General features: G+C 69.5%; 22 protein-coding genes. 15 read left to right on the forward strand and 7 right to left on the reverse strand.

What is annotated here, in order from left to right; genetic code table 11:
* Nucleotides 1-324: 324 nt before the first annotated feature.
* From QZ753_RS01195 to QZ753_RS01240, 10 genes are all read left to right on the forward strand, one after another.
* Entirely contained in the window at nucleotides 325-1,359 is a 1,035-nt protein-coding gene (locus tag QZ753_RS01195; RefSeq protein WP_294640462.1) for a zinc-dependent dehydrogenase, read from the forward strand.
* Between the two features lie 2 nt (nucleotides 1,360-1,361).
* Complete coding sequence (locus QZ753_RS01200) at nucleotides 1,362-2,954, forward strand: glycerol-3-phosphate dehydrogenase/oxidase (RefSeq protein WP_294640464.1); 1,593 nt, start codon at nucleotides 1,362-1,364, stop codon at nucleotides 2,952-2,954.
* Nucleotides 2,955-3,012: 58 nt separating this feature from the next.
* Complete coding sequence (locus tag QZ753_RS01205) at nucleotides 3,013-3,993, forward strand: carbohydrate kinase family protein (RefSeq protein WP_294640466.1); 981 nt, start codon at nucleotides 3,013-3,015, stop codon at nucleotides 3,991-3,993.
* Nucleotides 3,994-4,127: 134 nt separating this feature from the next.
* Nucleotides 4,128-5,066: a sugar-binding transcriptional regulator gene (locus tag QZ753_RS01210; RefSeq protein WP_294640468.1), complete on the forward strand. Its 939-nt coding sequence runs from the start codon at nucleotides 4,128-4,130 to the stop codon at nucleotides 5,064-5,066.
* A gap of 81 nt (nucleotides 5,067-5,147) precedes the next feature.
* A complete protein-coding gene (locus QZ753_RS01215) occupies nucleotides 5,148-6,467 on the forward strand; it encodes a homoserine dehydrogenase (RefSeq protein WP_294640469.1) in 1,320 nt (439 codons plus the stop codon).
* 21 nt (nucleotides 6,468-6,488) lie between these two features.
* The gene (locus QZ753_RS01220; protein ID WP_294640471.1) at nucleotides 6,489-7,541 is read left to right on the forward strand and encodes a thiamine pyrophosphate-dependent dehydrogenase E1 component subunit alpha; all 1,053 of its coding nucleotides are present in this window, start codon (nucleotides 6,489-6,491) and stop codon (nucleotides 7,539-7,541) included.
* A 34-nt stretch (nucleotides 7,542-7,575) separates the two neighbouring features.
* Entirely contained in the window at nucleotides 7,576-8,589 is a 1,014-nt protein-coding gene (locus QZ753_RS01225; protein ID WP_294640472.1) for an alpha-ketoacid dehydrogenase subunit beta, read from the forward strand.
* A 4-nt stretch (nucleotides 8,590-8,593) separates the two neighbouring features.
* Nucleotides 8,594-10,021: an acetoin dehydrogenase dihydrolipoyllysine-residue acetyltransferase subunit gene (locus QZ753_RS01230; protein WP_294640473.1), complete on the forward strand. Its 1,428-nt coding sequence runs from the start codon at nucleotides 8,594-8,596 to the stop codon at nucleotides 10,019-10,021.
* 127 nt (nucleotides 10,022-10,148) lie between these two features.
* Nucleotides 10,149-10,808 carry an HAD family phosphatase gene (locus QZ753_RS01235; RefSeq protein WP_294640475.1) on the forward strand — a complete coding sequence of 220 codons (660 nt, stop codon included), beginning with the start codon at nucleotides 10,149-10,151 and terminating at the stop codon, nucleotides 10,806-10,808.
* Nucleotides 10,809-10,937: 129 nt separating this feature from the next.
* Entirely contained in the window at nucleotides 10,938-11,396 is a 459-nt protein-coding gene (locus QZ753_RS01240) for a flagellar basal body rod C-terminal domain-containing protein (RefSeq protein ID WP_294640477.1), read from the forward strand.
* Nucleotides 11,397-11,419: 23 nt separating this feature from the next.
* On the opposite strand, the gene ptsP is transcribed toward QZ753_RS01240, so the two are convergent.
* From ptsP to QZ753_RS01270, 6 genes are all read right to left on the reverse strand, one after another.
* Nucleotides 11,420-13,366: a phosphoenolpyruvate--protein phosphotransferase gene (ptsP, locus tag QZ753_RS01245; RefSeq protein ID WP_294640479.1), complete on the reverse strand. Its 1,947-nt coding sequence runs from the start codon at nucleotides 13,364-13,366 to the stop codon at nucleotides 11,420-11,422.
* Nucleotides 13,367-13,398: 32 nt separating this feature from the next.
* Nucleotides 13,399-13,779, reverse strand: a complete 381-nt coding sequence (locus QZ753_RS01250; protein WP_294640481.1) for a PTS glucitol/sorbitol transporter subunit IIA — start codon at nucleotides 13,777-13,779, stop codon at nucleotides 13,399-13,401.
* Nucleotides 13,780-13,859: 80 nt separating this feature from the next.
* Nucleotides 13,860-14,903 (reverse strand): PTS glucitol/sorbitol transporter subunit IIB, encoded by a 1,044-nt coding sequence (locus tag QZ753_RS01255; RefSeq protein WP_294640483.1) that lies wholly within the window; start codon nucleotides 14,901-14,903, stop codon nucleotides 13,860-13,862.
* 22 nt (nucleotides 14,904-14,925) lie between these two features.
* Nucleotides 14,926-15,777, reverse strand: coding sequence for a PTS glucitol/sorbitol transporter subunit IIC (locus QZ753_RS01260; RefSeq protein WP_294640484.1), 852 nt, complete (start codon nucleotides 15,775-15,777; stop codon nucleotides 14,926-14,928).
* Nucleotides 15,778-15,853: 76 nt separating this feature from the next.
* Complete coding sequence (locus tag QZ753_RS01265; RefSeq protein WP_294640485.1) at nucleotides 15,854-16,285, reverse strand: transcriptional regulator GutM; 432 nt, start codon at nucleotides 16,283-16,285, stop codon at nucleotides 15,854-15,856.
* Between the two features lie 97 nt (nucleotides 16,286-16,382).
* On the reverse strand, nucleotides 16,383-17,381 hold the full coding sequence (locus QZ753_RS01270) for a sugar-binding transcriptional regulator (RefSeq protein ID WP_294640486.1): 999 nt from the start codon (nucleotides 17,379-17,381) through the stop codon (nucleotides 16,383-16,385).
* 103 nt (nucleotides 17,382-17,484) lie between these two features.
* Between QZ753_RS01270 and QZ753_RS01275 the strand changes: the two genes are divergently transcribed.
* Nucleotides 17,485-18,189, forward strand: coding sequence for a hypothetical protein (locus QZ753_RS01275; protein ID WP_294640488.1), 705 nt, complete (start codon nucleotides 17,485-17,487; stop codon nucleotides 18,187-18,189).
* A 28-nt stretch (nucleotides 18,190-18,217) separates the two neighbouring features.
* On the forward strand, nucleotides 18,218-18,880 hold the full coding sequence (locus QZ753_RS01280; protein ID WP_294640490.1) for a hypothetical protein: 663 nt from the start codon (nucleotides 18,218-18,220) through the stop codon (nucleotides 18,878-18,880).
* A 4-nt stretch (nucleotides 18,881-18,884) separates the two neighbouring features.
* Here QZ753_RS01280 and QZ753_RS01285 read toward each other — a convergent pair whose 3' ends face one another.
* Nucleotides 18,885-19,571, reverse strand: a complete 687-nt coding sequence (locus QZ753_RS01285; protein WP_294640496.1) for a GntR family transcriptional regulator — start codon at nucleotides 19,569-19,571, stop codon at nucleotides 18,885-18,887.
* Between the two features lie 205 nt (nucleotides 19,572-19,776).
* On the opposite strand from QZ753_RS01285, the gene QZ753_RS01290 reads away from it, so the two are divergent.
* From QZ753_RS01290 to QZ753_RS01300, 3 genes are all read left to right on the forward strand, one after another.
* A complete protein-coding gene (locus QZ753_RS01290; RefSeq protein ID WP_294640492.1) occupies nucleotides 19,777-20,814 on the forward strand; it encodes a 4-hydroxythreonine-4-phosphate dehydrogenase PdxA in 1,038 nt (345 codons plus the stop codon).
* A gap of 109 nt (nucleotides 20,815-20,923) precedes the next feature.
* On the forward strand, nucleotides 20,924-21,820 hold the full coding sequence (locus QZ753_RS01295) for a sugar phosphate isomerase/epimerase (RefSeq protein ID WP_294640498.1): 897 nt from the start codon (nucleotides 20,924-20,926) through the stop codon (nucleotides 21,818-21,820).
* Nucleotides 21,817-23,187, forward strand: a 1,371-nt coding sequence (locus QZ753_RS01300) for a dihydroxyacetone kinase family protein (protein ID WP_294640494.1), incomplete at its 3' end; no start/stop codon positions are given. The genes QZ753_RS01295 and QZ753_RS01300, both read left to right, overlap by 4 nt.

Genomic DNA, 23,187 nt, shown 5'->3' on the forward strand with positions numbered 1-23,187 from the left:
CCCCGGATCCAAGCGGCGTGGCGCCGCGTGGCAAGCCGTCTTCCCCGGCTCACCTGTCCCCAACGGTCTCTCGCACTTTCTGTCATGCGTCAATACATTTGATCAGAGAAACTTCGGTCCATGTGAACCGATCGAAGCGCTTCGCCATGTGATCATGCGTCGCCGGCAGGCCATAAGACCGGCGTCATGAGTGAGTGCGTTGCAACCTTACGTTAAAATGGACTGCAGCGAAACTTTTGCGCTTTACAAAAAACAAAGTTGCGGGATACATCTCGCCGCGAGGGGCGAAAGCCCTGTGGTTTCCTTCAACTCGGATGGACTGTCATGAAAGCTGCCCTCCTGCGCGCTCCCAACGACGTCCTGTTAGGCGACGTCGCCGACCCGACGCCTGAGCGCGGCGATCTGGTGCTGAAGGTCCGTGCCGCTACGATCTGCGGCACCGATATCCGTATCGTCTCGGGCCGCAAGACCATGGGCGTCCGCTACCCCTCGGTGCTCGGCCACGAGTTTTCCGGCGAGATCGTCGATGCCGGCGGCTCCTCGCGCTTCAAGGTGGGTGACGCGGTGTGCGTCGATCCGGCGATCGCCTGCGGTCATTGCGCATACTGCAAGCGCGGCCTCGAGAACGTCTGCGAGAACCTGACGGCGATTGGCTACGAGGTCGACGGCGCCTTTGCCGAATACATCCGCATTCCCGGCCGGGCGCTCGAGACCGGCAACGTCTTTCCGATGCCGGACGGCATCTCCTTCGAGGAGGCGGCGCTCGCCGAGCCGCTCGCCTGCGTCATCAACGGACAGGAGAAGGTCGGCGTCGAGCGCGGCGATGTGGTGGCCATTCTCGGCTCCGGCCCAATCGGCCTCCTGCACGTCAAGGTCGCCCGTCTGTCGGGCGCGCGCCGCATCATCGTCTCGGAGCCGAACCCGGCCCGCCGCGAGGCCGCGCTGAGGGCGGGCGCCGACGTCGTGGTCGATCCGGTCAACCAGGATCTCAAGGCGATCGTTCGGGGCGAATCGGGCGGCATCGGCGCCGACGTCGTGATCGTCGCGATCGGTGTGCCCTCGCTGGCCAACGACGCCCTCGGCCTGGCCCGCCTGCGGGGCCGCGTCTCGCTGTTCGCCGGCTTCAACAAGGGCGAGATGGCGCCGCTCGACGTCAACGCGATCCACTACAACGAGCTGATCGTGACCGGCTCCTTCGGCCTGACGCGCCTCCAGTTCGAGAAGTCGCTGAACCTCATCGCGTCGGGACAGCTTGATACCAAACCGTTCCTGACGCATCGTTTCGCCCTTCCGGCGATCGGCGAGGCGCTGGAGACCGCCGCCCGAGGCGATGCCATCAAGGTCGCCATCGTATCCTGATCATGAGCACTGCTTCCTCCCCCGCCCGTCACTTTCCGGTCGTCATCATCGGCGCCGGCATCAACGGTATCGGCACGTTCCGCGACCTCAGCCTGCAGGGGGTCGACTGCCTGCTGATCGATCGCGGCGACTTCTGTTCGGGCGCGAGCGAATCGTCGTCGCGCCTGATGCACGGGGGCCTGAAATACCTGGAGACGGGCGAGTTCCGACTGGTGCGCCAGTCGGCGGAGGAGCGCAACATCCTCCTGCGCAACGCACCGCACTTCGTGACGCCGCTGGAGACAGCGCTTCCCGTGCGCTCCTGGTTCGGCGGCATCGTGCCCTCGATCAAGCGCTTCCTCGGCCTGAAGGCCAAGCTCAACGATCGCGGCGCGATCATCACCAAGCTCGGCCTGACGATGTACGACGCGTTCGGCCGGCGCTTCCGCACCATGCCGGTGCACCGCTTCATCGGCGGACGCCGCGCCCGCGCCGAACTGAAGGGTCTCGATCCCGCGATCACGGCGGTCGGCCTCTATTATGAGGCCCGGCTCGACCATGCCGAGCGGCTCGGCCTCGAACTTGTGCTCGATGCCCTCAAGGACAATCCGGGCAGCGAGGCGCGCAGCTACACGAAGGTGCGCTCGGCGGCCGGCGGCGCGATCGAGATCGAGGACGTCCTGACCGGCGCGCGCGAATGGGTGCGCGGCGACGTGGTGGTGAATGCCGGGGGTGCCTGGATCGACGGCGTCAACGCCGCGCTCGGCCTCAACACGCGACACATGGGCGGCACCAAGGGCAGCCACGTCGTGGTGGACCACCCCGAGCTTCTGGCCGCGCTCGGCGGCCGCATGGTCTATTTCGGCTCGGCCGACGGCCGGGTGAATCTCCTCTATCCGTTCAAGGGCCGCGTCCTCATCGGCTCGACCGACATTCCGGTCGCCCACCCGGACGAGGCGCGGGTGAGCGAGGAGGAGATCGCCTACATGATCGGCGTCGTCTCCGAGGTCTTCCCTAGAATCGTGATCCGGCGGGAGGACGTCGTCTACGCCTTCTGCGGCGTACGTCCGCTTCCCAATGCCGATGTCGACGATCCCGGCGCGATCAGCCGAGACCATTCGATCGCCGAGGAGCGCCTGCCGGGCACCGACGTGCCGGTCCTCTCGCTGATCGGCGGCAAGTGGACGACCTATCGCGGGTTCTCCGAGGAGGTCGCGGACCGGATCCTGCCGCGCCTCGGGCGACAGCGCCGTGCCTCGACGGCGGAACTACCGATCGGCGGTGGCGCGGCGTTTCCGAAGGACGCGGCCGGCCACCAGGGACTCGTGCGCGAGTTGGCGACGACGGCCGGCGGGCCGGAAGGTGTCGGTGAGCGTCTCCTTCGCCGCTACGGCACGCGCGCCCGCCCCATCGCCGAGGCGATTGGCGCCTCGGATGGGCGCACGCTCGGTGCCGCGCCCGACCACCACGTCGCCGAGATCGCCTGGATCGCGGCGAACGAGAAGGTCCGCACCGCGGACGACATTCTGCGCCGACGGACCGACCTCGCCCTGTCGGGCCGGGTGACGCCGGCCTTGAGCGACGAGGTCGAGGCAATCCGCCTCGCCGCGGCCTGACATCCACACGCCCCGCCGGATCGGGAAGAGGTCCGTCATCTTCTGGGAGGAACGCGCGATGCGCTACGACTACGCTTCGATCGGCTTCTACACCTTCGACTGCCTCGGCCGCCCCGTGGGCGCCATCCCGCCGGGCGGCGGGACGCAGTTCATCGAGGAGATCGATCTCGCCGTCTCCGGCGCGGCGGGCGCGGCCGTGATCGCGGCGGCCAAGCACGGGCTGAACTGCCTTGCGGTGGGCGCTGTCGGCGACGACCTGATGGCGGGATGGGTGCTCGACCGGCTCGCGAGCTTCGGCGTCGACATCTCGACGATGCAGCGCCTCAAGGGCGTCGGCACCTCGACCTCGATCGTCCTGACACGCGCCGACGGGTCGCGCCCGGCGCTCCACATGAAGGGCGCGACCGGCGCCTTCGCGATCACGCCGGACATGTGGGACCAGGTGCTCGACGCCACGGTCGTGCATCTGGGCGGCGTCGGCCTGATGGACCGCATGGACGGGTCCCCGAGCGCCGAGCTCTTCGCCGAGGCCAAGCGCCGCGGTGCGATCACCACGGTCGACGTCTTCGCGGCGGCCGAGAAGGATCTCGAGAACGTCGTCGGCCTCCTGCCGCATACCGACTATTTCCTGCCTTCGATCGAGGAGGCGCGCGTCCTGTCGGGGCTGGAGGACGTCGAGGACGTCTCGCGCTTCTTCCTCGACAAGGGCGTGACCTGCTGCATCCTTACGCTCGGAGAGAACGGCGCCTACTATCGCCACGCCAATGGCGACCGCTTCCTGATGCCGGCCTTCGACATCGAGATGATCTGCTCCTGCGGTTGCGGCGACGCGTTCAACGCCGGCATCGCGACCGGCCTCGTGCGGGGCATGGACCCGGAAGCCATGGTGCGGTTCGCGCAGGCGACCTCGGCGCAGAACGCGCTCGGCCTCGGCAGCCAGGCGGGCGTCACCTCGTTCGACCAGACGCTGGCCTTCACCGGCCGCGCGACGCGGACCCCGACGATCGAGGTGCACGGCACCGCCCGGACGGCGGCGTGAGCCGGCCGGCCCTCACCGATACGGCGGGCTGAACGATGGGCTGGCGCGCACGCGGCGGCTCGGTGGGGCTGTCCGGACCCGCCGGCGAAGGGCTAAACCCGAGGGAGACGATTTCCTCGGGCGAAAGGCTGGCCGTGTCCTCCACCGACAGCGACGACATCAAGGCGCGCGCCGCCTGGCTCTACTACATGGAAGGGCTGACGCAGGATCAGGTCGCCAAGATCCTGGGGCTGACCCGCACGCGCGTCCTGCGCATGCTGGCCGCCGCGCGCGAGGACGGCACCGTCCAAATCCGCGTCACCTCGCCGATCGCCCGCTGCGCACGGCTGGAGCGCGAGGTGCGCGCCCGCTTCGACATGGAGCGCGTCGTGGTCGTGCCCGACCCGCAGGACGAGGCGCAGCTGCCCGCCATGATCGGCGCGGCGCTCGGCCAGCTCCTGCCCGACCTTCTCGCCGACGGCATGACGATCGGGCTCGGCTGGGGACGAACCTTGTCCTCGTCGCTGCCCTTCGTCGAGCCGCTGGTCTACGCCCGCTCCACCACGATCTCGATGCTCGGCGGGCTGACCCATGTCAGCCTGTCCAACCCCTCGGAATTCGCCTGGCGCTTCGCCGACCGGATCGGCGGCGACTGCTACATGCTGGCCTGCCCGGTCTTCGCGCCGGACAGGGCGACGCGCGACGCGCTCCTCAACCATCGCGGCATCGCCGAGGTGTTCCGGCGCACCGACCGGCTCGACCTCGCGATCCTGTCGGTCGGCGATTTCACGCGCGACTCGATCTTCGTCCACTACGGCCTTCTGGAACGGGCCGACCTCGACAGCCTGGAGCGGGCGGGGGCCGTCGGCGACGTCCTGTGCCGCTTCATCGACGCCGAGGGGCGGGTGCTCGATCATTCCGTCAACGACCGGGTGCTCGCCGTCGATCCGCGCCGCCTCGTCGATGCCCGGCGCACGGTGCTCGCCAGCGGCGGCTGGTCGAAGTTCCCCGCGATTCGCGCCGCGATGACGCTCCTGTCGCCCGAAATCCTCGTGACCGACGAGCGGACGGCCGAGCGGCTGCTCGACGGCTGAAAAATCCGCTTCGAGCCGTTTATGAACTCTTGTCTTCATGAGAAGACAAATGTACTTATGCTTCCCAAGGGAGGAACAGCGATGACGATTCTTCAGGTTGGCCTCGCGGCCGAGCTCCAGGCTTATGCCGACAAGAACGGCCCCGTGACCGTCGGCCTCGCCGGGTCGGGTCAAATGGGCACCGACATGGTGGTGCAGCTGACGCTGATGCCGGGCGTGCGCCTGGGCGCCTTGTCCGAGCTGAACGTCGCGGGCGCCGAAGCCGCGCTGCGCATGGCGGGCACCGAGTTCGTCCACGCTTCAGGCACCAACGACATCGACCGCGCGATCGAGGGCGGCAAGGTCGCGCTGACCGAAGACTACAAGGCGCTCTGCTCGTCGGGCCGCATCGACGTCATCATCGACGCGACGGGCAACCCGAACGTCGGCACGCTGATCGCGCTGGAAGCGTTCAAGAACGGCAAGCATGTCGTGATGCTGAACGTCGAGGCCGACATCACCATCGGGCGCTTCCTGCGCGAGGAGGCCGCTAAGGCCGGCGTCGTCTACACGGGCGCCGCGGGCGACGAGCCGGCGGCCACGATCGAGATCATCGGCTTCGCCCAGTCGCTCGGCTTTGACATCGTCTGCGCCGGCAAGGGCAAGAACAACCCGCTGAAGTTCGACGCCACGCCGGACGCCTACGAGGAGGAAGCCCGCCAGCGCAACATGAACGCGCGCATGTTGGTCGAGTTCGTGGACGGCTCCAAGACCATGATCGAGATGGTCGCCGTCGCCAACGCGACCGGCCTCGTGCCGGACGTTCCGGGCATGCACGGCCCCGCCGCCACGCGCGACGAGCTGGCTTCCGTGCTCTGCACCAAAGAGGACGGCGGCGTCCTGTCGGGCACCGGCAAGGTCGACTATTCCATCGGCAAGGGCGTCGCGCCGGGCGTCTTCTGCATCGTGAAGCCGAAGCACGACCGCGTGCTGGAGCGCATGAGCGACCTCAAGATGGGCCCCGGCCCGAACTACACGATCTTCCGCCCCTATCATTTGACCTCGCTCGAAGTGCCGCTCTCGGCCGTGCGCGCGGTGGTGAAGAAGGCGCCGGACCTCATCCCCGCCGACCGTCCGGTCGCCGAGTGCGTGACGCTCGCCAAGCGCGATCTCAACCCCGGCGACACGCTCGGCAAGATCGGCGAGTACGACTATCGCGGCTTCGCCATGACCTGGGAAGGCGCGCGCAACGAGGGCGCCCTGCCGCTGGGCCTTGCCGAGCGGGCGCGCGTCATCAAGCCGATCAAGGCCGGCGAAAAGCTGACCTATGCCAACTGCGAGCCGGACGACAGCCTGGTGATCACCCAGATCCGCCGTCGTCTTGACCAGGCCGACGGGCGTTTCGCCGCTGCGGCCGAGTGATCCGATCAGGAGAGACAGGCCATGTCCGTCATGCCCCAGGTTTCCGAGGTCGCCGACGCGGCGCCCTCGTCCTCCGGCGCGCGCGAGGGGGATAACCGCCCCTTCGCCTTCCGCCACTTCGAGCCGGCCGTCCTGAAGGACGCGCTGCGCCAGATGCATCTCATCCGCCGATTCGAGGAAGGGGCGGAGGAGAGCTACATGCGCGGCCTCATCCACGGCACGATGCACCTGTCGATCGGCCAGGAAGCGTCTGCGGTCGGCATCTGTCTGCCGCTGACCGACACCGACCAGATCACCTCCACCCATCGCGGCCACGGCCACTGCATCGCCAAGGGTGCGGAAGTCGGCCGGATGTTCGCCGAGTTCTTCGGCAAGGAGACGGGCTATTGCCGTGGTCGCGGCGGCTCGATGCACATCGCGGACGTGACCAAGGGAAATCTCGGGGCCAACGGCATCGTCGGCGGCGGCCTGCCCATCGCGGTCGGCGCCGCGCTCTCCATGAAGATGCAGAAGCGCGACGACGTCGTGATCTCCTTCTTCGGCGACGGCGCCAACAACGAGGGCGCCTTCCACGAGGCCCTCAACATGGCTTCGATCTGGAAGCTGCCGGTCGTGTTCGTGTGCGAGAACAACAAGTACGGCATGTCGGTCTCGACCGAGCGCTCGACCGCGGTCAAGAACATTGCCGATCGCGCGGTGGCCTACTCGATGCCAGGCGTCACGGTGGACGGCAACTCGCTGTCGGACGTGTCCGAGGCATCCGTCACCGCCATCGAGCGGGCGCGCCGGGGCGAGGGGCCGACCCTCATCGAGTGCAAGACCTACCGCCATCGCGGCCACTCCAAGAGCGACCGCAACCGCTACCGCACCAAGGAAGAGATCGACGACTGGATCTCGAAGGACCCGATCGGCCGCTTCGAGGCCGAGCTGATCCAGTACGGCATCGTGACCGAGAACGAAGTGGAAGAGATCCGCGCCGGCGTCGAGCGCGAGATCGCAGACGGCATCGAGTTCGCCAAGAACTCCCCGTCGCCCGACCCGTCCGACGCGACGCGTTTCGTCTACACGGTTTAATCGGCTTCCGCAGCCGACCCCAAGGATTGTTCCGATGAGCGAACTTGCGAACGCGGCTGGCGGCCGCGAGCTTTCCTATGCCCAGGCGATCCAGGAGGCGATCGCCATCGCCATGGAGGAGGACCCCCGCGTCTTCATCATGGGCGAGGACATCGGCGTCTACGGCGGCGCCTTCCAGGTGACGGGCGACCTCGTCCACCGCTTCGGCGCGGACCGCGTGATCGACACCCCGATCGCCGAGCTCGGCGGCGCGGGCGTGGCGGTGGGCGCGGCGCTCACCGGCATGAAGCCGATCTACGAGTTCCAGTTCTCGGACTTCGCGACGCTCGCGATGGAGCAGATCGTCAACCAGGCGGCCAAGCTCCGCTTCATGCTCGGCGGCAACGTCTCGGTGCCGCTCGTCATGCGCTTTCCCGCAGGCTCCGGCACGGGCGCGGCGGCCCAGCATTCCCAGAGCCTCGAGGCCTGGTTCGGCCACGTGCCCGGTCTGAAGGTTCTGCAGCCCTCGACCCCGCACGACGCCAAGGGCATGCTGCTGGCCGCGATCGACGATCCCGATCCGGTCATGATCTTCGAGCACAAGATCCTCTACAAGTCGAAGGGTATCGTGCCGGAAGGCCGCTACACCGTGCCGATCGGCAAGGCGGCCGTGGTGCGCGTGGGCCGCGATCTCACGATCGTCGCCTCGGCCATCATGGTCCACAAGGCGCTCGCGGCGGCCGAGGAACTGGCCAAGGACGGGATTGATGTCGAGGTCGTCGACCTTCGCACCGTGCGCCCGATGGACCGCGAGACCATCATGAAGAGCGTGATGAAGACCGGGCGCCTCGTCTGCGTCTACGAGGGTGTGAAAACGCTCGGCGTCGGCGCCGAGATCGCCGCGATGATCGCCGAGAGCGATGCGTTCGACTATCTCGACGCGCCGATCGTGCGCCTCGGCGGCGCGGAGTCGCCAATCCCCTACAATCCCGAACTGGAAAAGGCGGTCGTGCCGCAGGTTCCCGACATCGTCTCGGCCGTGCGCGCACTCCACAAGAGGGAGCGTTGAGGCCATGCCGACCGAAGTGATCCTGCCCAAGGTCGACATGGACATGGCGACCGGCCAGATCTCGCGCTGGTTCTACAAGGAAGGCGACGTGATCAAGAAGGGCGAGCCGCTCTTCGAGATCGAGACCGACAAGGCGGCCATGGAAGTGGATGCGCCGGCGAGCGGGACGCTGCGCAACGTGACCGGCACGGAAGGCGTCGACATCGCGGTCGGCGCGCCTGTCGCCTGGATCTATGCCGAGGGCGAGGCCTACGACGCCGCCGCGGCCGGCGGTTCGGTCGAGACCAAGGTCGAGCCCGATCCCGACGTCGAAACCGACTCCAAGTCCGCACCGGCCGAGGTGGTCCCGGCGGTCGCGGAGGCTACGCCGCCCGCGGACGCGAAACAGGAGGCCGAGGCCGAGGGCGAGCGCCGCGGCGTGCGTGCGACGCCGCTTGCCCGCCGGATCGCGCGCGAACGCGGGATCGATCTCGCCACCGTGACCGGCAGCGGGCCGCTCGGCCGCATCGGGCGCGACGACGTGGAAGCAGCGGCTGCCGCCAAGTCCGAGGTCAAGGCGCCGCAGCCTGCCGTCGCCGCGTCGAAGCCCGACGGCGTCGGAACGGCACAGCCGGCATTTTCGTGCACCCCGAAGGCGGCCCCTGCCGCACGGGCCCCGGCGCCGGCCAACGATACGGCGACCCCACTCGCCGTCACGCGTCTGCGCGAGGGCGAGGGCGTTCCGATCGTCCTCATCCACGGGTTCGGATCGGAAACCGCAAGCTGGCGTCCGCTGCTCGGCGAGTTGACCGGGTCCAACCCGGTGCTCGGCATCGACCTGCCCGGCCACGGCGCGTCGCTCGACCAGGAGGCGGACGGGTTCGACGCGCTGGTGTCGGGCGTCGAGGAGACGCTGATCGCGCTCGGGGTGACGAGCTGCCATCTCGTCGGCCATTCGCTCGGCGGCGCCGTCGCTACGTCGGTCGCCAGCGGCACGGCGACCGACGTGCGCTCGCTGATGCTCCTGTCGCCGGCCGGCTTCGGCCCCGACATCGACACCGGCTTCACCGAAGGCTTCGCCCGCGCGACAGCCGAGGCTCCGGTGCGCACCTGGCTTCGCCATCTCGTCGCCGATGCGGGCGCCATCTCCGATGGCTTCGTGCGGGCGACCGCGCGCGGACGGGCGGATGGCCGGCAGGCGGACGCGCAGACCCGGCTCGGCACGCACCTCTTCTCGAACGGCGCGCAGCACGTCTCGGTGCGCGACCTCCTCCCGCATCTCGCCATGCCGGTGAAGATCGTCGCCGGTATCGAGGACCGCGTGGTCCCCGTGCGCCATTTCGCCGGGCTGCCGGGGCGGATCGCCTTGCATGTTTTCCCGAGGACGGGACATATGCCGCAGATCGAGCAGAAGGGCGACGTCGCCCGCCTGCTTCACGAGCTGACACGCTAGTCCGTCGTCCGGCCGGCTTTCAATCGCCGCGCCAAGCCACGGGCGGGAAGGTGTCGCAAGGCCGCTCCGGACCGCCGGGGCGGCCTTGCGCGTCCCGCGTTCGGGCGGCGAAAAGGGGAGACCATCCATGGCCGAGTTCGACGGCATCATCTTCGACTGCGACGGCGTGCTGGTCGACAGCGAGGTCCTCGCCCGCCGCGCGATGCAGTCGGTCTACCGGCAGGCCGGCATCGAGGTCACGGCCGACATGGTCAATGCCGTGGTCGGGATGAAGATGGCCGACATCCTGAAGGGCATCGAGGAGAAGACCGGCCGCGCCCTGGATCAGGAATACCATCCGCGCTTCTGGACCGAGACCAAGGCGCTGTTCACGCAGGAACTCAGGCCCACGCCCGGCATCCTCGAATTCCTCGAGCGCTCGGACCTGCCGCGCTGCGTCGCGTCCTCCTCCGACCACGAGCGCATCCGCCACAGCTTGAAGGTTACCGGCCTCGATCGGTTCTTCTCGCCCGACGCGATCTTTTCCTCGCACGACGTGAAGCGCGGCAAGCCTGAGCCCGACCTCGTGCTTCATGCCGCGAGCCGCATGGGCTTCGACCCCGCCCGCTCGCTGGTGATCGAGGACTCGCGCTTCGGCATCATGGGCGCCAAGGCTGCCGGCATGGTCGCCTACGGCTTCCTCGGCGGCGCGCATCTCCTCGCCAACACCGGCGAGAGCCTGCGCGATGCCGGCGCCGACTTCGTCGCCCGCACCTATGACGAGATCGCCGCGGAGATGGCGCGCTGAGGGCTCCGGGCCGCTGGTTTTCGGCGGCCCGGAAATGAACGAGACGCGGCAAGTTCGACGGATTTTCTTTCCGCTTCGTTTCGACGTGCGGCGCGACGATCAGGCTCCAGACCTTCGGGAGCCGGTTCCATGGATGTCGCATCGATCGCCCGCTCGGGCATGGCGGCGGCGAGCGCTCAACTGAGCGTCGTTGCGTCCAACCTCGCCAACCAGCAGTCGCGCGCGGGCCCCGACCCAGCGCCGCCGGCCATTCCCGCCGTCGGCGCGACCTCGTCGTCGGGCGCGCCCTACGTCCCGCTTCGTGCGATGCAGACAAGCGTTTCCGGCCCGTCGGGCGCGGCGGGAACGCAGGTGTCCGTCGAGCCCGATCCCGGGGCGGTGACCCAGGAATACGACCCGGAAGCGCCCTATGCCGATCCGCACGGCTACGCGGCCGTGCCGGACGTCGACGTCCTGAAGGAGACCGTCGACGGGATCATGGCGACCTTCGCCTTCGACGCGAATCTCGCCGTGCTGGCAACCGCCGACGAGATGACCCGCACCTTCCTGCGGGAGACGGGACGCGCGACGTCGATCCAGGAGCCCTGACCGATCGGATCAGCGTCGGCCGGTCAGATTTCCGTCACGCACTTCTTGGCGCGGGGGATGGAGGCTGCGCTCATCGAAAGCTCGGTGACGCCGTTCTCGACGAAGAAGGGAATGAGGTCGGGGCGGGCCGCGGCCTCGCCGCAGACTCCGATCCAGATGCCGGCCTTGCGCGCCGCGTCGGCCGCCATGCGGATCGCGGCCAGCACCGCCGGGTGCTCGGTGCGGTTGAGCTTGGCGACGCGCGGGTTCAGCCGGTCTGCGGCCATCACGTATTGCGTCAGATCGTTGGTGCCGACGGAGAAGAAGTCGACCTCGGCCGCGATCTCGTCGGCGACGAAGACGGCCGCCGGCGTCTCGATCATAACGCCGAGTTCGAACGCGCCGTGCGGGTGGCCGGCCGCAGCGAGCTCGGCGCGGCACTCGTCCAGCAGCGCGCGCACGGCGCGAACCTCGCCGACGTCGGCGATCATCGGAAGCAGGATCTTGACGTTGCCGACGATGCTCGCGCGCAGGAGCGCGCGCAGTTGCGGCTTGAAGACGTCGGGCCGCTCCAGGCACATGCGTACGCCGCGCCAGCCTAGGAATGGATTGTCCTCGTGCTCGAAATCGATGCCGGCCACCGGCTTGTCGCCACCGATGTCGAGCGTGCGGATCACCACCGGATGCGGCGCGAAGGCTTCGGCCAGCTTCGTGTAGGTCTCGGCCTGCTCGTCCTCGCCGGGCAGGGTGCGGCGTTCCATGAAGAGGAACTCGGTGCGGAACAGGCCGACGCCCATCGCCCCGGCATTCTGTGCCGCCTCGATCTCGGCGAGCGAGCCGAGATTGGCGGCGATCTCGATGCGCCGTCCGTCGCGCGTCTGCGGCTCGACCGTGCGGTAGGCGTCGAGCGCGGAGCGTTCCGCGGCCTCGCGCTCGATCGCGCCGGTGAAGCGGGCGGCCGTCTCGGCGTCCGGGTCGAGCGCGACCTCGCCGTTCGATCCGTCGAGCGCGATCGTTCCGGCGGACTTCAGCCGCGCTTCGTCCACGGGGAAGCCGAGGACGGCCGGGATGCCGTGGGCGCGCGCCATGATGGCGACATGGCTCGTCGCCGCGCCCTTGCGGCAGACGATGCCGCCGATGTCGGCGAGCGTCGCCTTGGCGAGATCGAGCGCCGCGATCTCGTCGGCGACGATCACGGCGCCCTTCGGAAGGTCCGCCAGCGTCATGTCACGGCGGCCGAGAAGCGAAAGGATGATTGCCCGCGTCACCGAGCGGATATCCTCGGCGCGGGCGCGCAGGTACGGGTCAGTCAGAGCCTCGAAGCTCGCCGCGATCGAACGCCCCGCCTCCTCGACGGCGCTCGGCGCATCCCGCCCCGCGCCGATCGCGCCGTCCACTGCGGCGATGAAATCGGAATCTTCGGCGACCTCGACCAGCGCGTCGATGATCGCCGCGTCGTCGCGGCGCAGGCCTGGGCGCGTTCGCGCCTCGCGGAATGAGGCGACGGTGGCGGCGAGGGCGGTGCGGTAGCGCGCCTGTTCGGGCGCGATCTCGTCCGGGCCGAGGCGACGCGGCTGAATGTCCAGGCCTGCGGGAAAGAAGGCGAAGGCCGGGCCGATCGCGGTGCCCTCGCTGGCCGGCACGCCGCGATCGGCGGAGGAGGCCTGCGGAGCGGGCGAGACCGGCACCGACGAGGCGGCCGGCTTGGCGGCAGCCGTCAGATCGATGTCGCCGGCGTCGGGCGTCTGCAGGAAGGTCGCGAGCGCGGCGACGGCGTCGGCCGCGTCCTCGCCCTCGGCCCTCAAGGTCGCCTCGTCGTTCTCCTTCACGCCGAGCAGCATGAGCTTGACGGCGCTCTTGGTGCTGGCGCCCCGGCCGTTGGAGCGGATCTCAACGTCGCAGGCGAAGCTCTTGGCGAGCTTCACGAACTGCGTGGCCGGGCGTGCATGGAGACCGTCGTGGACGCGCACGACGACGGAGCGCTCGATCATGGCTCGAAATCCGATGGTGAGGGCAGGGAGGCTCAGTCGCCGATGACGATCTCGGCGCCGGGCTGGAGGGCGGCCGCAAGCTCGCCGCCATCGACCGCGCTTGCCGTCAGCTCGCCCGGACGCTCAGGCGCGGCGAGGCCGTTGAAGTTGATGACGACGTGGCCGATGTCGCGCACCTTGGCCCAGGCGAGATCGCCGATGCCGGTCAGACGGGCTTCGACCGCACCGACACGGATCGGGACGCCGGCGGCCGGCGCCTCGACGGTCGGCTCGCCGACCACCGAATGCAGGACGGAGACTTCGGCAAGCTCCGGCGGGGCGCCGTCGGCGAAGAGAATGAGGACGCCGCCTTCCAGAAGATCGGGAACGTCCGGCCCGACGGCGGTGACGCGGGTGCGCAGGAACTGGGTCATGAAGGCTCCTCGGGCGGGCAGGGCCCGCGGTCAGGGATAGGGCGGGGCGGGCAGAGGCGCATCCGCCCCGCCTTGTCGTGTCAGAGCAGGAAGCTCGCGCCCCAGGCGATCAGGACGGCGATCGGCCCGGTGATCTGGCGGCTGATGAGCACCGCCGGCACGCCGATCTCGATCGTCTTCGGCTTGGCTTCGCCGAGCGCGAGGCCGACCGGCACGAAGTCGCAGCCGACCTGCGCGTTGTAGGCGAACAGCGCCGGCAGGGCCATCGCCGGGGCGATGGTACCGTTGGCGATCTGCGGGCCGATGATGGCGACGCCGATGACCTGCGCGATGACCGCGCCGGGGCCGAGGATCGGCGACAGGAACGGCAGGGCGCAGATCGCCGACAGGACGATGAGCCCGAGGATGTTGTTGGCGAGCGGCCCGAGCGGCGCGGCGAGGAGGTCGCCGATGCCGGTGTAGAGGATGATGCCGATCAGCATGGTCACGAAGGCCATGAACGGCAGGACGTTGCGCACCACCATGTCGATCGTGCGCCGGCCGGCATTGAAGAAGATGCCGACCGCGCGGCCCATGACGCGGCCGACGCTGGTGATCGCGCCGATGAGGCCGCCCTGGTTCGAGGCCGGCATCGCGCCGCCGAGCGCGGCGGTCGCCTCGGCAGGCGAGGAGAACGAGCGGGGCGCAGCGGTCGGCTGGCCCATAGCGGCGGGCGAGGCGGCCTGTTGTCCCGCTGGTGCGGCGGTGCCGTCGGCCGGCGCCATGTCGTCCGGGGTCACGCCGGAGACGTAGATGTCCTCGGTGATGAACTGGGCGAGCGGGCCGGACTGCCCGACCGGCATGATGTTGATGGTCGGGATGCGCTTGCGGGCGTAGACGCCGCAGCGGGCCGTGCCGCCGCAGTCGATCACGACGGCGGCCATCTCTGATTCGAGCGGCGGGTTGCGGAACCCGTCGACGACGGTGGCGCCCGTCAGTTCGGCGAGGCGCTGCGCGACGGCCGGGATGCCGCCGCCGGTCACCGCCACGATCTTGTCGCGCTCGGGCGTCGGCTGGATCACCAGCGGGCCGCCCCAGCCGCCCTTGCCCTGCGAAACGCGAATGGCCTTGAAGGTCTTGGTCATGGGTTCGATCCTCCCCGGGGCTTTAGAGCGTCACGCCTTCGCGCGCGGCGAGGAAGCGCGTGACGCGCTCGGTGATGATGCCGCGCAGGAGGATCACCACCACGCCGACGATGAAGTAGTAGATCGCGAGATTGATGTGGTAGCCGGCCGGGATGACGCCGCGGTTCTCGAGCTCGAGGAGCGCCACCAGCACGCCGCCCCAGACGAAGTATTCGCCGGCATTGGCATGCGGGAAGAGCCCGAGGATCGGGTGGCAGAAGGAGACGGCCGAATCGTAGAAGGCCGGCTTGTGCTTTTCTTCGAGGAAGGTCCCGAACGTGTAGGCCATCGGGTTGGTCAGGAAGAACATCGAGAGGACCGGCAGCACGGTGTAGCGGGTCAGCGCGATGCGACCGGCCTTCTGGGCGAGGCCGTGGACGCGCTCCTCGCCGATCATGCCGGTGAGCGCGTAGAAGGCCGTCATCAGCACGACCAGCGTCGGGATGATGCCGGTGACGAAGCCGAGGAAGACCTCGCCGCCCTTCTGGAAGACGCCGATGAAGTGGCGGCCGATCGTCGCCAGCCAGCCGAGCTGTTCTTCCTGGTTGCCGGTGGCGGACAACTGCTGCACCCGCCGCGCGTATTCGTCGGCCGAGATCGCGCCGCCGCCGGACGCCGGGGCGGTCGCCGCCGCCGTGCCCGCCGCGCCGGGATCGGTCGCCTGTGCGAGTAGCGTCGCGCCGTGCTGGGCGGCGTCGGCGGCGCCGGCGCCGTGGTGCGCGGCCGCATCGGTCAGCGCGGCCGCAAGGGCGGGGTCGGCCAGGGTCTGGGCGTGGATGGCGCCGTGGGCGGCCAGATCCGCCGCCCCCTGCGCCAGCATCATCATCGTCAGCATAGTCGGCCCTCCCAGCCGTGCCCGCGTCGGGGCGTTGCGACGTTCGTGTCGAATAGTTTGGTCCCGTCGGCCGGGATCAGGCCGGCAGCGGCTCGCCGTGCTCGGCTGCCGGTGCCGCGGTCTGGCGCGAGCGGGCCTGATCGATCTGGTCGAGTGCGCTGAGGATCGCGGCGGCCAGCGGTTCGCGGCGGCGCGTCCCGGCATCGGCCCGCACGTCAGCCATCGACCGGCCTTCGAGGTCGGGCAGGCGCCGTGCCTTGGCAAAGACCGTGCGGCCCTCGAGGCTCGTCGCCCGGCGCACCCGGCCGTCCGGCGAGACGGTGATCATGGCGATGGCCGCGCCGCGCAGGGCGCTGCCGCCCTTGCCGACACCCATCCACCCGTCATCCGACGAGGCGCTGAGATCGCGGAACGCGTCGCGGTAGCGCCGTACCTGAATCACGGTCCCCACGCATTGAAGCGCCCAAGCCAGCGCCAGGAGCGCCAGCGCGATCTGCCAACCCGTCATGCCCTTCGCCTCCCGGAAAGCGTCCGTCCCCGCTTCCTTTCGGTCAAGTGAACATTTGACTTGCGTTGTGTCAACATGTTCGTTGAAAGGGCTCGGGTCAGTCGAGAAGCCGCTGGGCCGTGGTCTCGTCGGTGACCAGCACCGTCGGCTTCAGAAAGGCGAGGGCGGCCTTGAGGACCGCGATCTTCTCGGGGCCGCCCGATGCGAGGATCCGCTCGGGCGCTCTGCGAATCGCCGCCATGTCGGCGGAGACGATGCGCTCGTTGATGGCATGATCCACCAAGTTTCCGTCGCGGTCCAGAAAATGAAACAGAAGATCGCCCACCGCGCCGGCCTTCTCCAGCGAACGCCGCTCGGCCTCGGCGATATAGCCGGTGCGGTAGGTCGTCGCGTTCTTCTCGATGCCGCCGACGCTGAGGACCACGAGGTCGAGCTTGTCCGCCATCTCCAGCGTCGAGCCGAGGCCGCAGCGCTCGACGAGGGCGGTCTTCGTTTCCGGGCTGTCGACGATCGCCGGGGCGCTGAGAAGGAAGGCGTCGCCGTTGAAGATCTGCGCGAAGCGCCAGACGAACTCCGCCGGGTTGAAGCGATGCGCCTGATTGATGCCGCCGAGCAGCGAGACGACGCGCATTTCCTCCAACGCGCGCGGCTCGATGAAGGGCAGCGATTCGAGGAGCGTGCGGCCCCATCCGAGCCCGACCGTCATCCCGCTCGCCACCGCGCCGGACAGGACGCCGCCGATCGCCGCGCTGATGGCGCTGGACGGGTCCTCGCCCTTGCCGGGCGCCGGAGCGACGACCGCGCTGCGCAGGCCGTAGCGGCGTTCGAGCGCCCGCTCGGCCTCGGTCAGCTCGGCCAGCGCCCCGGACACCGAGATGCGCACCTCGCCACGCGCCCGCGCCTCGGCCAGAAGGCGCACCACGCTGACGCGGCCGATGTCGAGAGCCGCGGCGATGTCGCTCTGCGTCATCTCCTCGACGTAGTACATCCACGCCGCTCGCACGCGCATGCGGTCGGCGCGGGTGTCGGTGGCCGGCGCTTCCGCGCCGTTGCGCGAGCGGCCCTTCACGAAAGCCCCCGGCGCGAAGCATCGCATGCAGGCCGTCGCGCGTTGGAGGAGCAGGTCTGCGCGCTGTCAGGAAAACGTCTCATGCTTCCGCCGTTCGTATGGTATTCGTCGGACCAGTTCGGAGAGCTTCATGTTGCCCCATCCCCATAATCTGACGCTGCCGCTCAAGGAAGGCATCCGGGACCTGCGGACGTCGATTCGCCAAGAAGCGGCGGCGGGCACGATCTCGGCCCGGCTGATCGGCACGCCGGAGCCGGCAAGACGTCTCGCCCGGATGGCGGACGGGGTGCTGTCGCGCGCCGAGAGGGTGGCCGAGCGCGTCATCCCGCGCGGCGGCGCCGACGTTTCGCGCACGCTGGACCGCATGGCGACCTCGCTGATGGGGGCAGGGGCGTCGGTCGAGAGCGCCGATCTCTACACGCTTTGCCGCGAGGTCTTGTCGCTCGGCGGCCCGCGCGACGCTGTGGTGTCGGAGTTGCGGCTGGCGATGGCGTCCGAGGATCTCGGCCGTCGCGTCCGCGACGAGGATACGGTGACGGCCGCGGCCCGTGCGGCGGGGCGCCTTGCCGCGGTCGGCGCGGCGCGGCCCTGCCTCACCAGCGCGCTGGGTCCCGTTGATCCGGAAGACAGTGCGGCGGTGAACGATCACATGGCGCTGGCGGTCTGGCTCGGCGTTCTCGTGCGGCGCGACAGCGGAGCGTCGGGCACGGTGGCGCTTCTCGGCGCGCAGCGCGCGGTCGAGGCCGAAGGGCCGCAGTGGCGCACGCTGCTGCGCGACGGGCGCTTTGCCGATCTCGCCGCTGCCTGGCGGGCGACGATCCCCTATCTTCCCTGACCCACCCGCAGACAAGGCGCCGCGTCCCGTGAACGATCCCGTCCTGACGCTCAGTCTCGAGACCACCGACGCCGGCGGGCGCCAGTCGCTCCGCCGCTCGATCCGTCGGCTCGGGGATTTCTCGCGCACGGTGGATCTCGCGCTCACGCAGTTCAACGCGCGCTACGGCGTCGACATGGCGCTGACGCAGCGCAGCCTGACGCGCGCCTTCCTCGAATGGGTGCGCCAGTTCGACGCGCAGCGCTCGCTTGCCGATCGCGACCGGCGCGACTTCAGCCATTTCGCGGCCGGCATCCTCCTGTCGAGCCTCATCCGCAACCGTCCGGTGACGGGCGGCGCGGTGCGACCGAAGGGCGGCGACCTCGCCCGGCCGGAGGAGGCGCTCGTCGCCTTCTGGCCGGAGGGCGTCTTCTATTTCGAGTTCTGCATCACGGTGCTCGACAAGGTGCTGGCGGAACAGGATCTCGAGGGCATCCACCTGTCGTCGCAAGCGCTGGAACTGAGGTCTTGGGCGTCGTTCCGCGAGAACGTCGCGAGCGACCCGGACCTTGCGATCCCCTTCCTCGACCTCTTCCTCGGCGGCGATCCGAACTGGGACTTCCCGAAGGCCGCGCGCTTCCGCTCGGCGCTGAAGGGGCGGATGCTGGACTGGGACAAGCGCCTGACCGCGCCCGCCGCAGCGGAGGCCTGAGCCGTCAGATCATGTCCGCCACGCGGTCCCAGGCGCGGGACAGGTGGCGGGTGAGGATCTCCGACAGGGCGGGCCCGTCGCGCCTTTCGAGCGCGGCGATCATTTCCTCGTGCTCGGCGACGGCCGCCGCCCACTTGTCCGCCCCCTCGTGGGCGATGAAGCGAACGCGCTTCAGCCGCATCTGAAGTCCCGCATGGACATGCGCCAGCGCGGCGTTGCCCGTCAGCTCGACGATGCGGCTGTGGATCTCCTGGTTGAGCTTGTAGTAGGCGAGGCGGTCGCCCGCCCGGTAGCGATCGATCATCGCGTCGTGCGCGCGCCGAACGGCGGCGATCCCCGCGTCGCTGCCGGCCTCGCAGGCGAGCCGGCCCGCCAGATGCTCCAGCTCGCGCAGGACGACGAGCATGTCGTGGACGTCCTTGCGGTCGAACCGCCGGACCACGGCGCCGCGGCTCGGCACGAGTTCCACGAGACCTTCGCTCGCCAGATACTTGATCGCCTCGCGCAAGGGGGTGCGGGAGACGCCGAGCTGCTCGCCGAGCTGGCCCTCGTGCAGCCGTGAGCCGGGCTCCAGCGCTCCCTCGATGATCATGTCGCGCAGCCGCCCGACGATCGTGTCGTGCAGCGAGGTGCGCGAGATGCGCCCGAGCTCCGACCCGGACATGCCGTCGACCGGACGCGACGCTGACATCGTATCGCTCATCGATCCCTCCGTATCGGCGAAATGCTGCCCGACCCGCCCGTGTCGAGGCTGCGTGCACTGCGCTCACACACATCACAAACACCTGAAATCGTCAAACGCGAATGCTGTATGCAGAATACAAAATGAAAAAGGCTTGATGCGTGCATGCGAATGGGGTAGCCCTGTCGCCAAGCTTCATTCGGGAGGACTGGGAATGGCTTTTGCGACCAACGGTGCCGATCGTCCGATCGTGGCTCTGGCCATGGGCGACCCCGCCGGCATCAGCCCGGAGCTGGCCGCAATGCTGCTGGCCGATCCCGAGACCAACGAGCGCGCCCACGTCGTGGTGTTCGGCGACCGCCGCATTCTCGATCGCGGCGCTCGCGAAGCCGGCGTGACGCTCGACCTCGGCGAGGCCGCCGACGTCGCCTCGATCGGCGACGGCTCCCGCCCGGTGATGATCGATCTGAAGAACCTCGCGGTCGAGGACGTGCGCCGCGGCGAGGCGACGCTTGAGGGCGGCGCCTTCGCCACCACCAATTTCCGCCGCGCCCTCGAAATGGCCCATGCCGGCCACGCCGACGCCGTGATCTTCACGCCGTTCAACAAGCAGGCGATGCGCCACGCCTATCCCGGCTACGACGACGAGATCCGCTTCGTGGTCGACGTCACCGGCTTTGCCGGCAAGGTGCGCGAGTTCAACGTTCTGGAGAAGGTCTGGAACGCGCGCGTCACCTCGCACATCCCGCTGAAGGAGGTCTCCGACCACCTGTCGGTCGAGGCGATCCTCGCCGAGGTGAAGCTGACGCACGACTGCCTCAAGCAGTCGGGCATCGAGCGCCCGCGCATCGCGATCAACGGCCTGAACCCGCATGCCGGCGACGGCGGCGCCTTCGGCATGGAGGAGATCGAGATCATCGAGCCCGCCGTGCGCGCCGCAAAAGACGCGGGCTACGAGGTGGACGGGCCGTTCCCGGCCGACACGGTTTTCCTGCGCGCTTTCAAGGAAGGCTGGCACGCGGTGCTGACCATGTACCACGACCAGGGCCAGATCGCGATGAAGCTGATCGGTTTCGACAAGGGCGTGACCATGATGGGCGGCCTGCCGTTCCCGCTCTGCACGCCGGCCCACGGCACGGCCTACGACATCGCCGGCAAGGGCCAAGCCGATCTCGGCGCGACGCGCGAGGCCTTCCGCCTCGCCGTGCGCATGGCCAACCAGCGCCGCGCGCTGCGGGCGGCGGCCGAGTAAGGCCGTCTCGCCGGGGCGACGAACCATCCGCATGCGTAAGGGAGGAGTGCGCGTGTCCAACCCAGCCGGGCCGAGGCTCGACCGTACCAACTGGCCGATCGCGGCCGCGATGATCCAGTATCCGGGTATCCTGGCGGATGGCCGGTCGACGCAGGACCAGTCCGCCGAGGAGTGGTCCGCGACGCTCGCCGACGTAGCGGATGCCGGCTTCACCGAGCTCGACCCGACCGATGGCTGGCTGCGCGTCGCCGACCTCGAGCCCTTGCGCCTCGACGAGTTCATAGGCGTCGTCGCCTCGCACGGATTGACGATCCCGGCGATCTCGACCGCCCGCAAGAACCTCATCGACCCGTCGCTCGGGAAGGCGCATCTGGCCTACGGCCACCGCGTCCTCGACACGGCCGCAAAGATCGGCGCCGGCGCCGTGTCCTTCGGCTTCTTCGGCCCGCTCACCGACGCGCAGAAAAAGGCGCTCTGGTTCTGGACGGTCCAGGGCGAGCGCAATCCGACCGATGCCGGCACCTGGTCGCTCGCCGTCGAGCGGCTGCGCGATCTCGGCCGCCATGCCGCCGACCTCGGCCTCGAGATCTCGCTGGAGATGTACGAGGACACGCTGATCGGCACCGCCGACGGCGCCGTGCGCTTCGTCACCGACGTCGACCTGCCGAACGTGAGGATCAACGCCGACATCGGCAACCTGATCCGCCTCCATCGCCCGGTCGAGCACTGGCAGGTGATGATGGAGAAGATCGCGCCCTTCGCAGGCTTCTGGCACGTGAAGAACTATACGCGCATCGAGGACGAGACGACCGGGGCGATCATGACGGCGCCCGCGCCCCTCGAGTTCGGCACGATCAACTACCGCACCGCGATCCGCATGGCGCTCGCCCACGGCTTCCGCTCGCCCTTCCTGGTCGAGCACTACGGCGGCGACGGCCTGTCGGTCAGCGCCACGAATCGCGATTATCTTCGCCGCATCCTTCCGCGTCCGGAGACCACGGCATGACCCTAGTCCACGACGAGCCCGAGCGTTTCGCGCAAAGCGCCCTCGAAGGCTTCTGCGACATCAACGCCCATCTCGTGCATCCCGTGCGCGGCGGCGCCGTGCGGGCGACCGAGACGCCTCGGGGCAAGGTCGCGCTGGTGATCGGCGGCGGCTCGGGCCACTACCCGGCCTTCGGCGGCTATGTCGGCGTCGGACTTGCCGACGCGACGGTCGCGGGAGACGTCTTCGCCTCGCCCTCGACGGAATCGGTCACGCGCATCAGCCGGCAGGCCCATCGCGGCGGCGGCATCGTGCTCGGCTTCGGCAACTATGCCGGCGACGTCCTGAACTTCGGCGCGGCGGCGACACGGCTGCGCGGGGAGGGGATCGACGTGCGCGTGCTCGCCGTCACCGACGACGTGGCGAGCGCGCCGAAGGAGACGCCCGAGCTTCGCCGCGGCGTGGCCGGCGACGTGCCGGTGTTCAAGATCGCGGGCGCGGCGGCGGAAGCCGGCATGACCCTCGACGAGGTGGAGCGGCTGGCAAGGCTCGCCAACGCGCGCACCCAGTCCTTCGGCATCGCCTTTTCCGGCTGCACGCTGCCCGGCGCCGACGCGCCGCTCTTCACGGTCGAGAAGGGGTCCGTCGCGATCGGCCTCGGCATCCACGGCGAGCCGGGCATCCGCGACGAGACGGCAATGTCGGCGAAGGCTTTGGCCGACCTCCTCGTCGATCCGCTGCTCGCCGAGCGCCCCGCCGGTGCGAGCGGGCGCGTCGCCGTGCTCCTCAACGGGCTCGGCGCCACGAAATACGAGGAGCTCTTCGTTCTCTGGACCCATATCGCCCGCCGCCTCCGCGACGCCGGCCTGACGCTGGTCCAGCCCGAGGTCGGCGAGTTCGTCACCAGCCTCGACATGGCCGGCTGCTCGCTCACGATCACCTGGCTCGACGGGGAACTGGAGCCGCTCTGGCTGGCGCCCGCCCACGGGGCCGCCTTCCGGCGCGGCAACGTCGAGCCCCGCGCGGCCGCGCCGAAGCCCGTCGAAGGCCATGCGGAAGCCTTGTCGTTCGCAGCGGCCTCAGACGCCTCCCGCCGGGATGCGGCCAAGGCCTGCGCCATCGTCGAGCGGCTTGCCGCCGTGCTGGCGGAGGCGGAGGAGGAACTCGGCCGCATCGATGCGGTGGCCGGCGACGGTGACCACGGGCAGGGCATGCGTCGCGGTTCGGCCGCGGCTGCCGAGGGCGCCCGCAAGGCGCTGGCCGCAGGCGCGGGGGCGGGTTCGCTTCTCGCCCATGCCGGCGACCGCTGGGCCGACATGGCCGGCGGCACGTCCGGCGCGATCTGGGGTCTTCTCCTGCGCGGCTTCGGCACGGCGCTCGGCGACGAC

Source organism: uncultured Aureimonas sp. (assembly GCF_913775355.1).
In the GTDB taxonomy this organism is placed as follows: domain Bacteria; phylum Pseudomonadota; class Alphaproteobacteria; order Rhizobiales; family Rhizobiaceae; genus Aureimonas.

Bases quoted from the DNA above. Each gene is read 5' to 3' on its own strand.
- QZ753_RS01195 (WP_294640462.1), top strand. From the start codon at position 325: ATGAAAGCTGCCCTCCTGCGCGCTCCCAACGACGTCCTGTTAGGCGAC.
- QZ753_RS01200 (WP_294640464.1), top strand. From the start codon at position 1,362: ATGAGCACTGCTTCCTCCCCCGCCCGTCACTTTCCGGTCGTCATCATC.
- QZ753_RS01205 (WP_294640466.1), top strand. From the start codon at position 3,013: ATGCGCTACGACTACGCTTCGATCGGCTTCTACACCTTCGACTGCCTC.
- QZ753_RS01215 (WP_294640469.1), top strand. From the start codon at position 5,148: ATGACGATTCTTCAGGTTGGCCTCGCGGCCGAGCTCCAGGCTTATGCC.
- QZ753_RS01220 (WP_294640471.1), top strand. From the start codon at position 6,489: ATGTCCGTCATGCCCCAGGTTTCCGAGGTCGCCGACGCGGCGCCCTCG.
- QZ753_RS01225 (WP_294640472.1), top strand. From the start codon at position 7,576: ATGAGCGAACTTGCGAACGCGGCTGGCGGCCGCGAGCTTTCCTATGCC.
- QZ753_RS01230 (WP_294640473.1), top strand. From the start codon at position 8,594: ATGCCGACCGAAGTGATCCTGCCCAAGGTCGACATGGACATGGCGACC.
- QZ753_RS01235 (WP_294640475.1), top strand. From the start codon at position 10,149: ATGGCCGAGTTCGACGGCATCATCTTCGACTGCGACGGCGTGCTGGTC.
- QZ753_RS01240 (WP_294640477.1), top strand. From the start codon at position 10,938: ATGGATGTCGCATCGATCGCCCGCTCGGGCATGGCGGCGGCGAGCGCT.
- ptsP (WP_294640479.1), bottom strand. From the start codon at position 13,366: ATGATCGAGCGCTCCGTCGTCGTGCGCGTCCACGACGGTCTCCATGCA.
- QZ753_RS01250 (WP_294640481.1), bottom strand. From the start codon at position 13,779: ATGACCCAGTTCCTGCGCACCCGCGTCACCGCCGTCGGGCCGGACGTT.
- QZ753_RS01255 (WP_294640483.1), bottom strand. From the start codon at position 14,903: ATGACCAAGACCTTCAAGGCCATTCGCGTTTCGCAGGGCAAGGGCGGC.
- QZ753_RS01260 (WP_294640484.1), bottom strand. From the start codon at position 15,777: ATGCTGACGATGATGATGCTGGCGCAGGGGGCGGCGGATCTGGCCGCC.
- QZ753_RS01265 (WP_294640485.1), bottom strand. From the start codon at position 16,285: ATGACGGGTTGGCAGATCGCGCTGGCGCTCCTGGCGCTGGCTTGGGCG.
- QZ753_RS01270 (WP_294640486.1), bottom strand. From the start codon at position 17,381: ATGCGATGCTTCGCGCCGGGGGCTTTCGTGAAGGGCCGCTCGCGCAAC.
- QZ753_RS01275 (WP_294640488.1), top strand. From the start codon at position 17,485: ATGTTGCCCCATCCCCATAATCTGACGCTGCCGCTCAAGGAAGGCATC.
- QZ753_RS01285 (WP_294640496.1), bottom strand. From the start codon at position 19,571: ATGTCAGCGTCGCGTCCGGTCGACGGCATGTCCGGGTCGGAGCTCGGG.
- QZ753_RS01290 (WP_294640492.1), top strand. From the start codon at position 19,777: ATGGCTTTTGCGACCAACGGTGCCGATCGTCCGATCGTGGCTCTGGCC.
- QZ753_RS01295 (WP_294640498.1), top strand. From the start codon at position 20,924: ATGATCCAGTATCCGGGTATCCTGGCGGATGGCCGGTCGACGCAGGAC.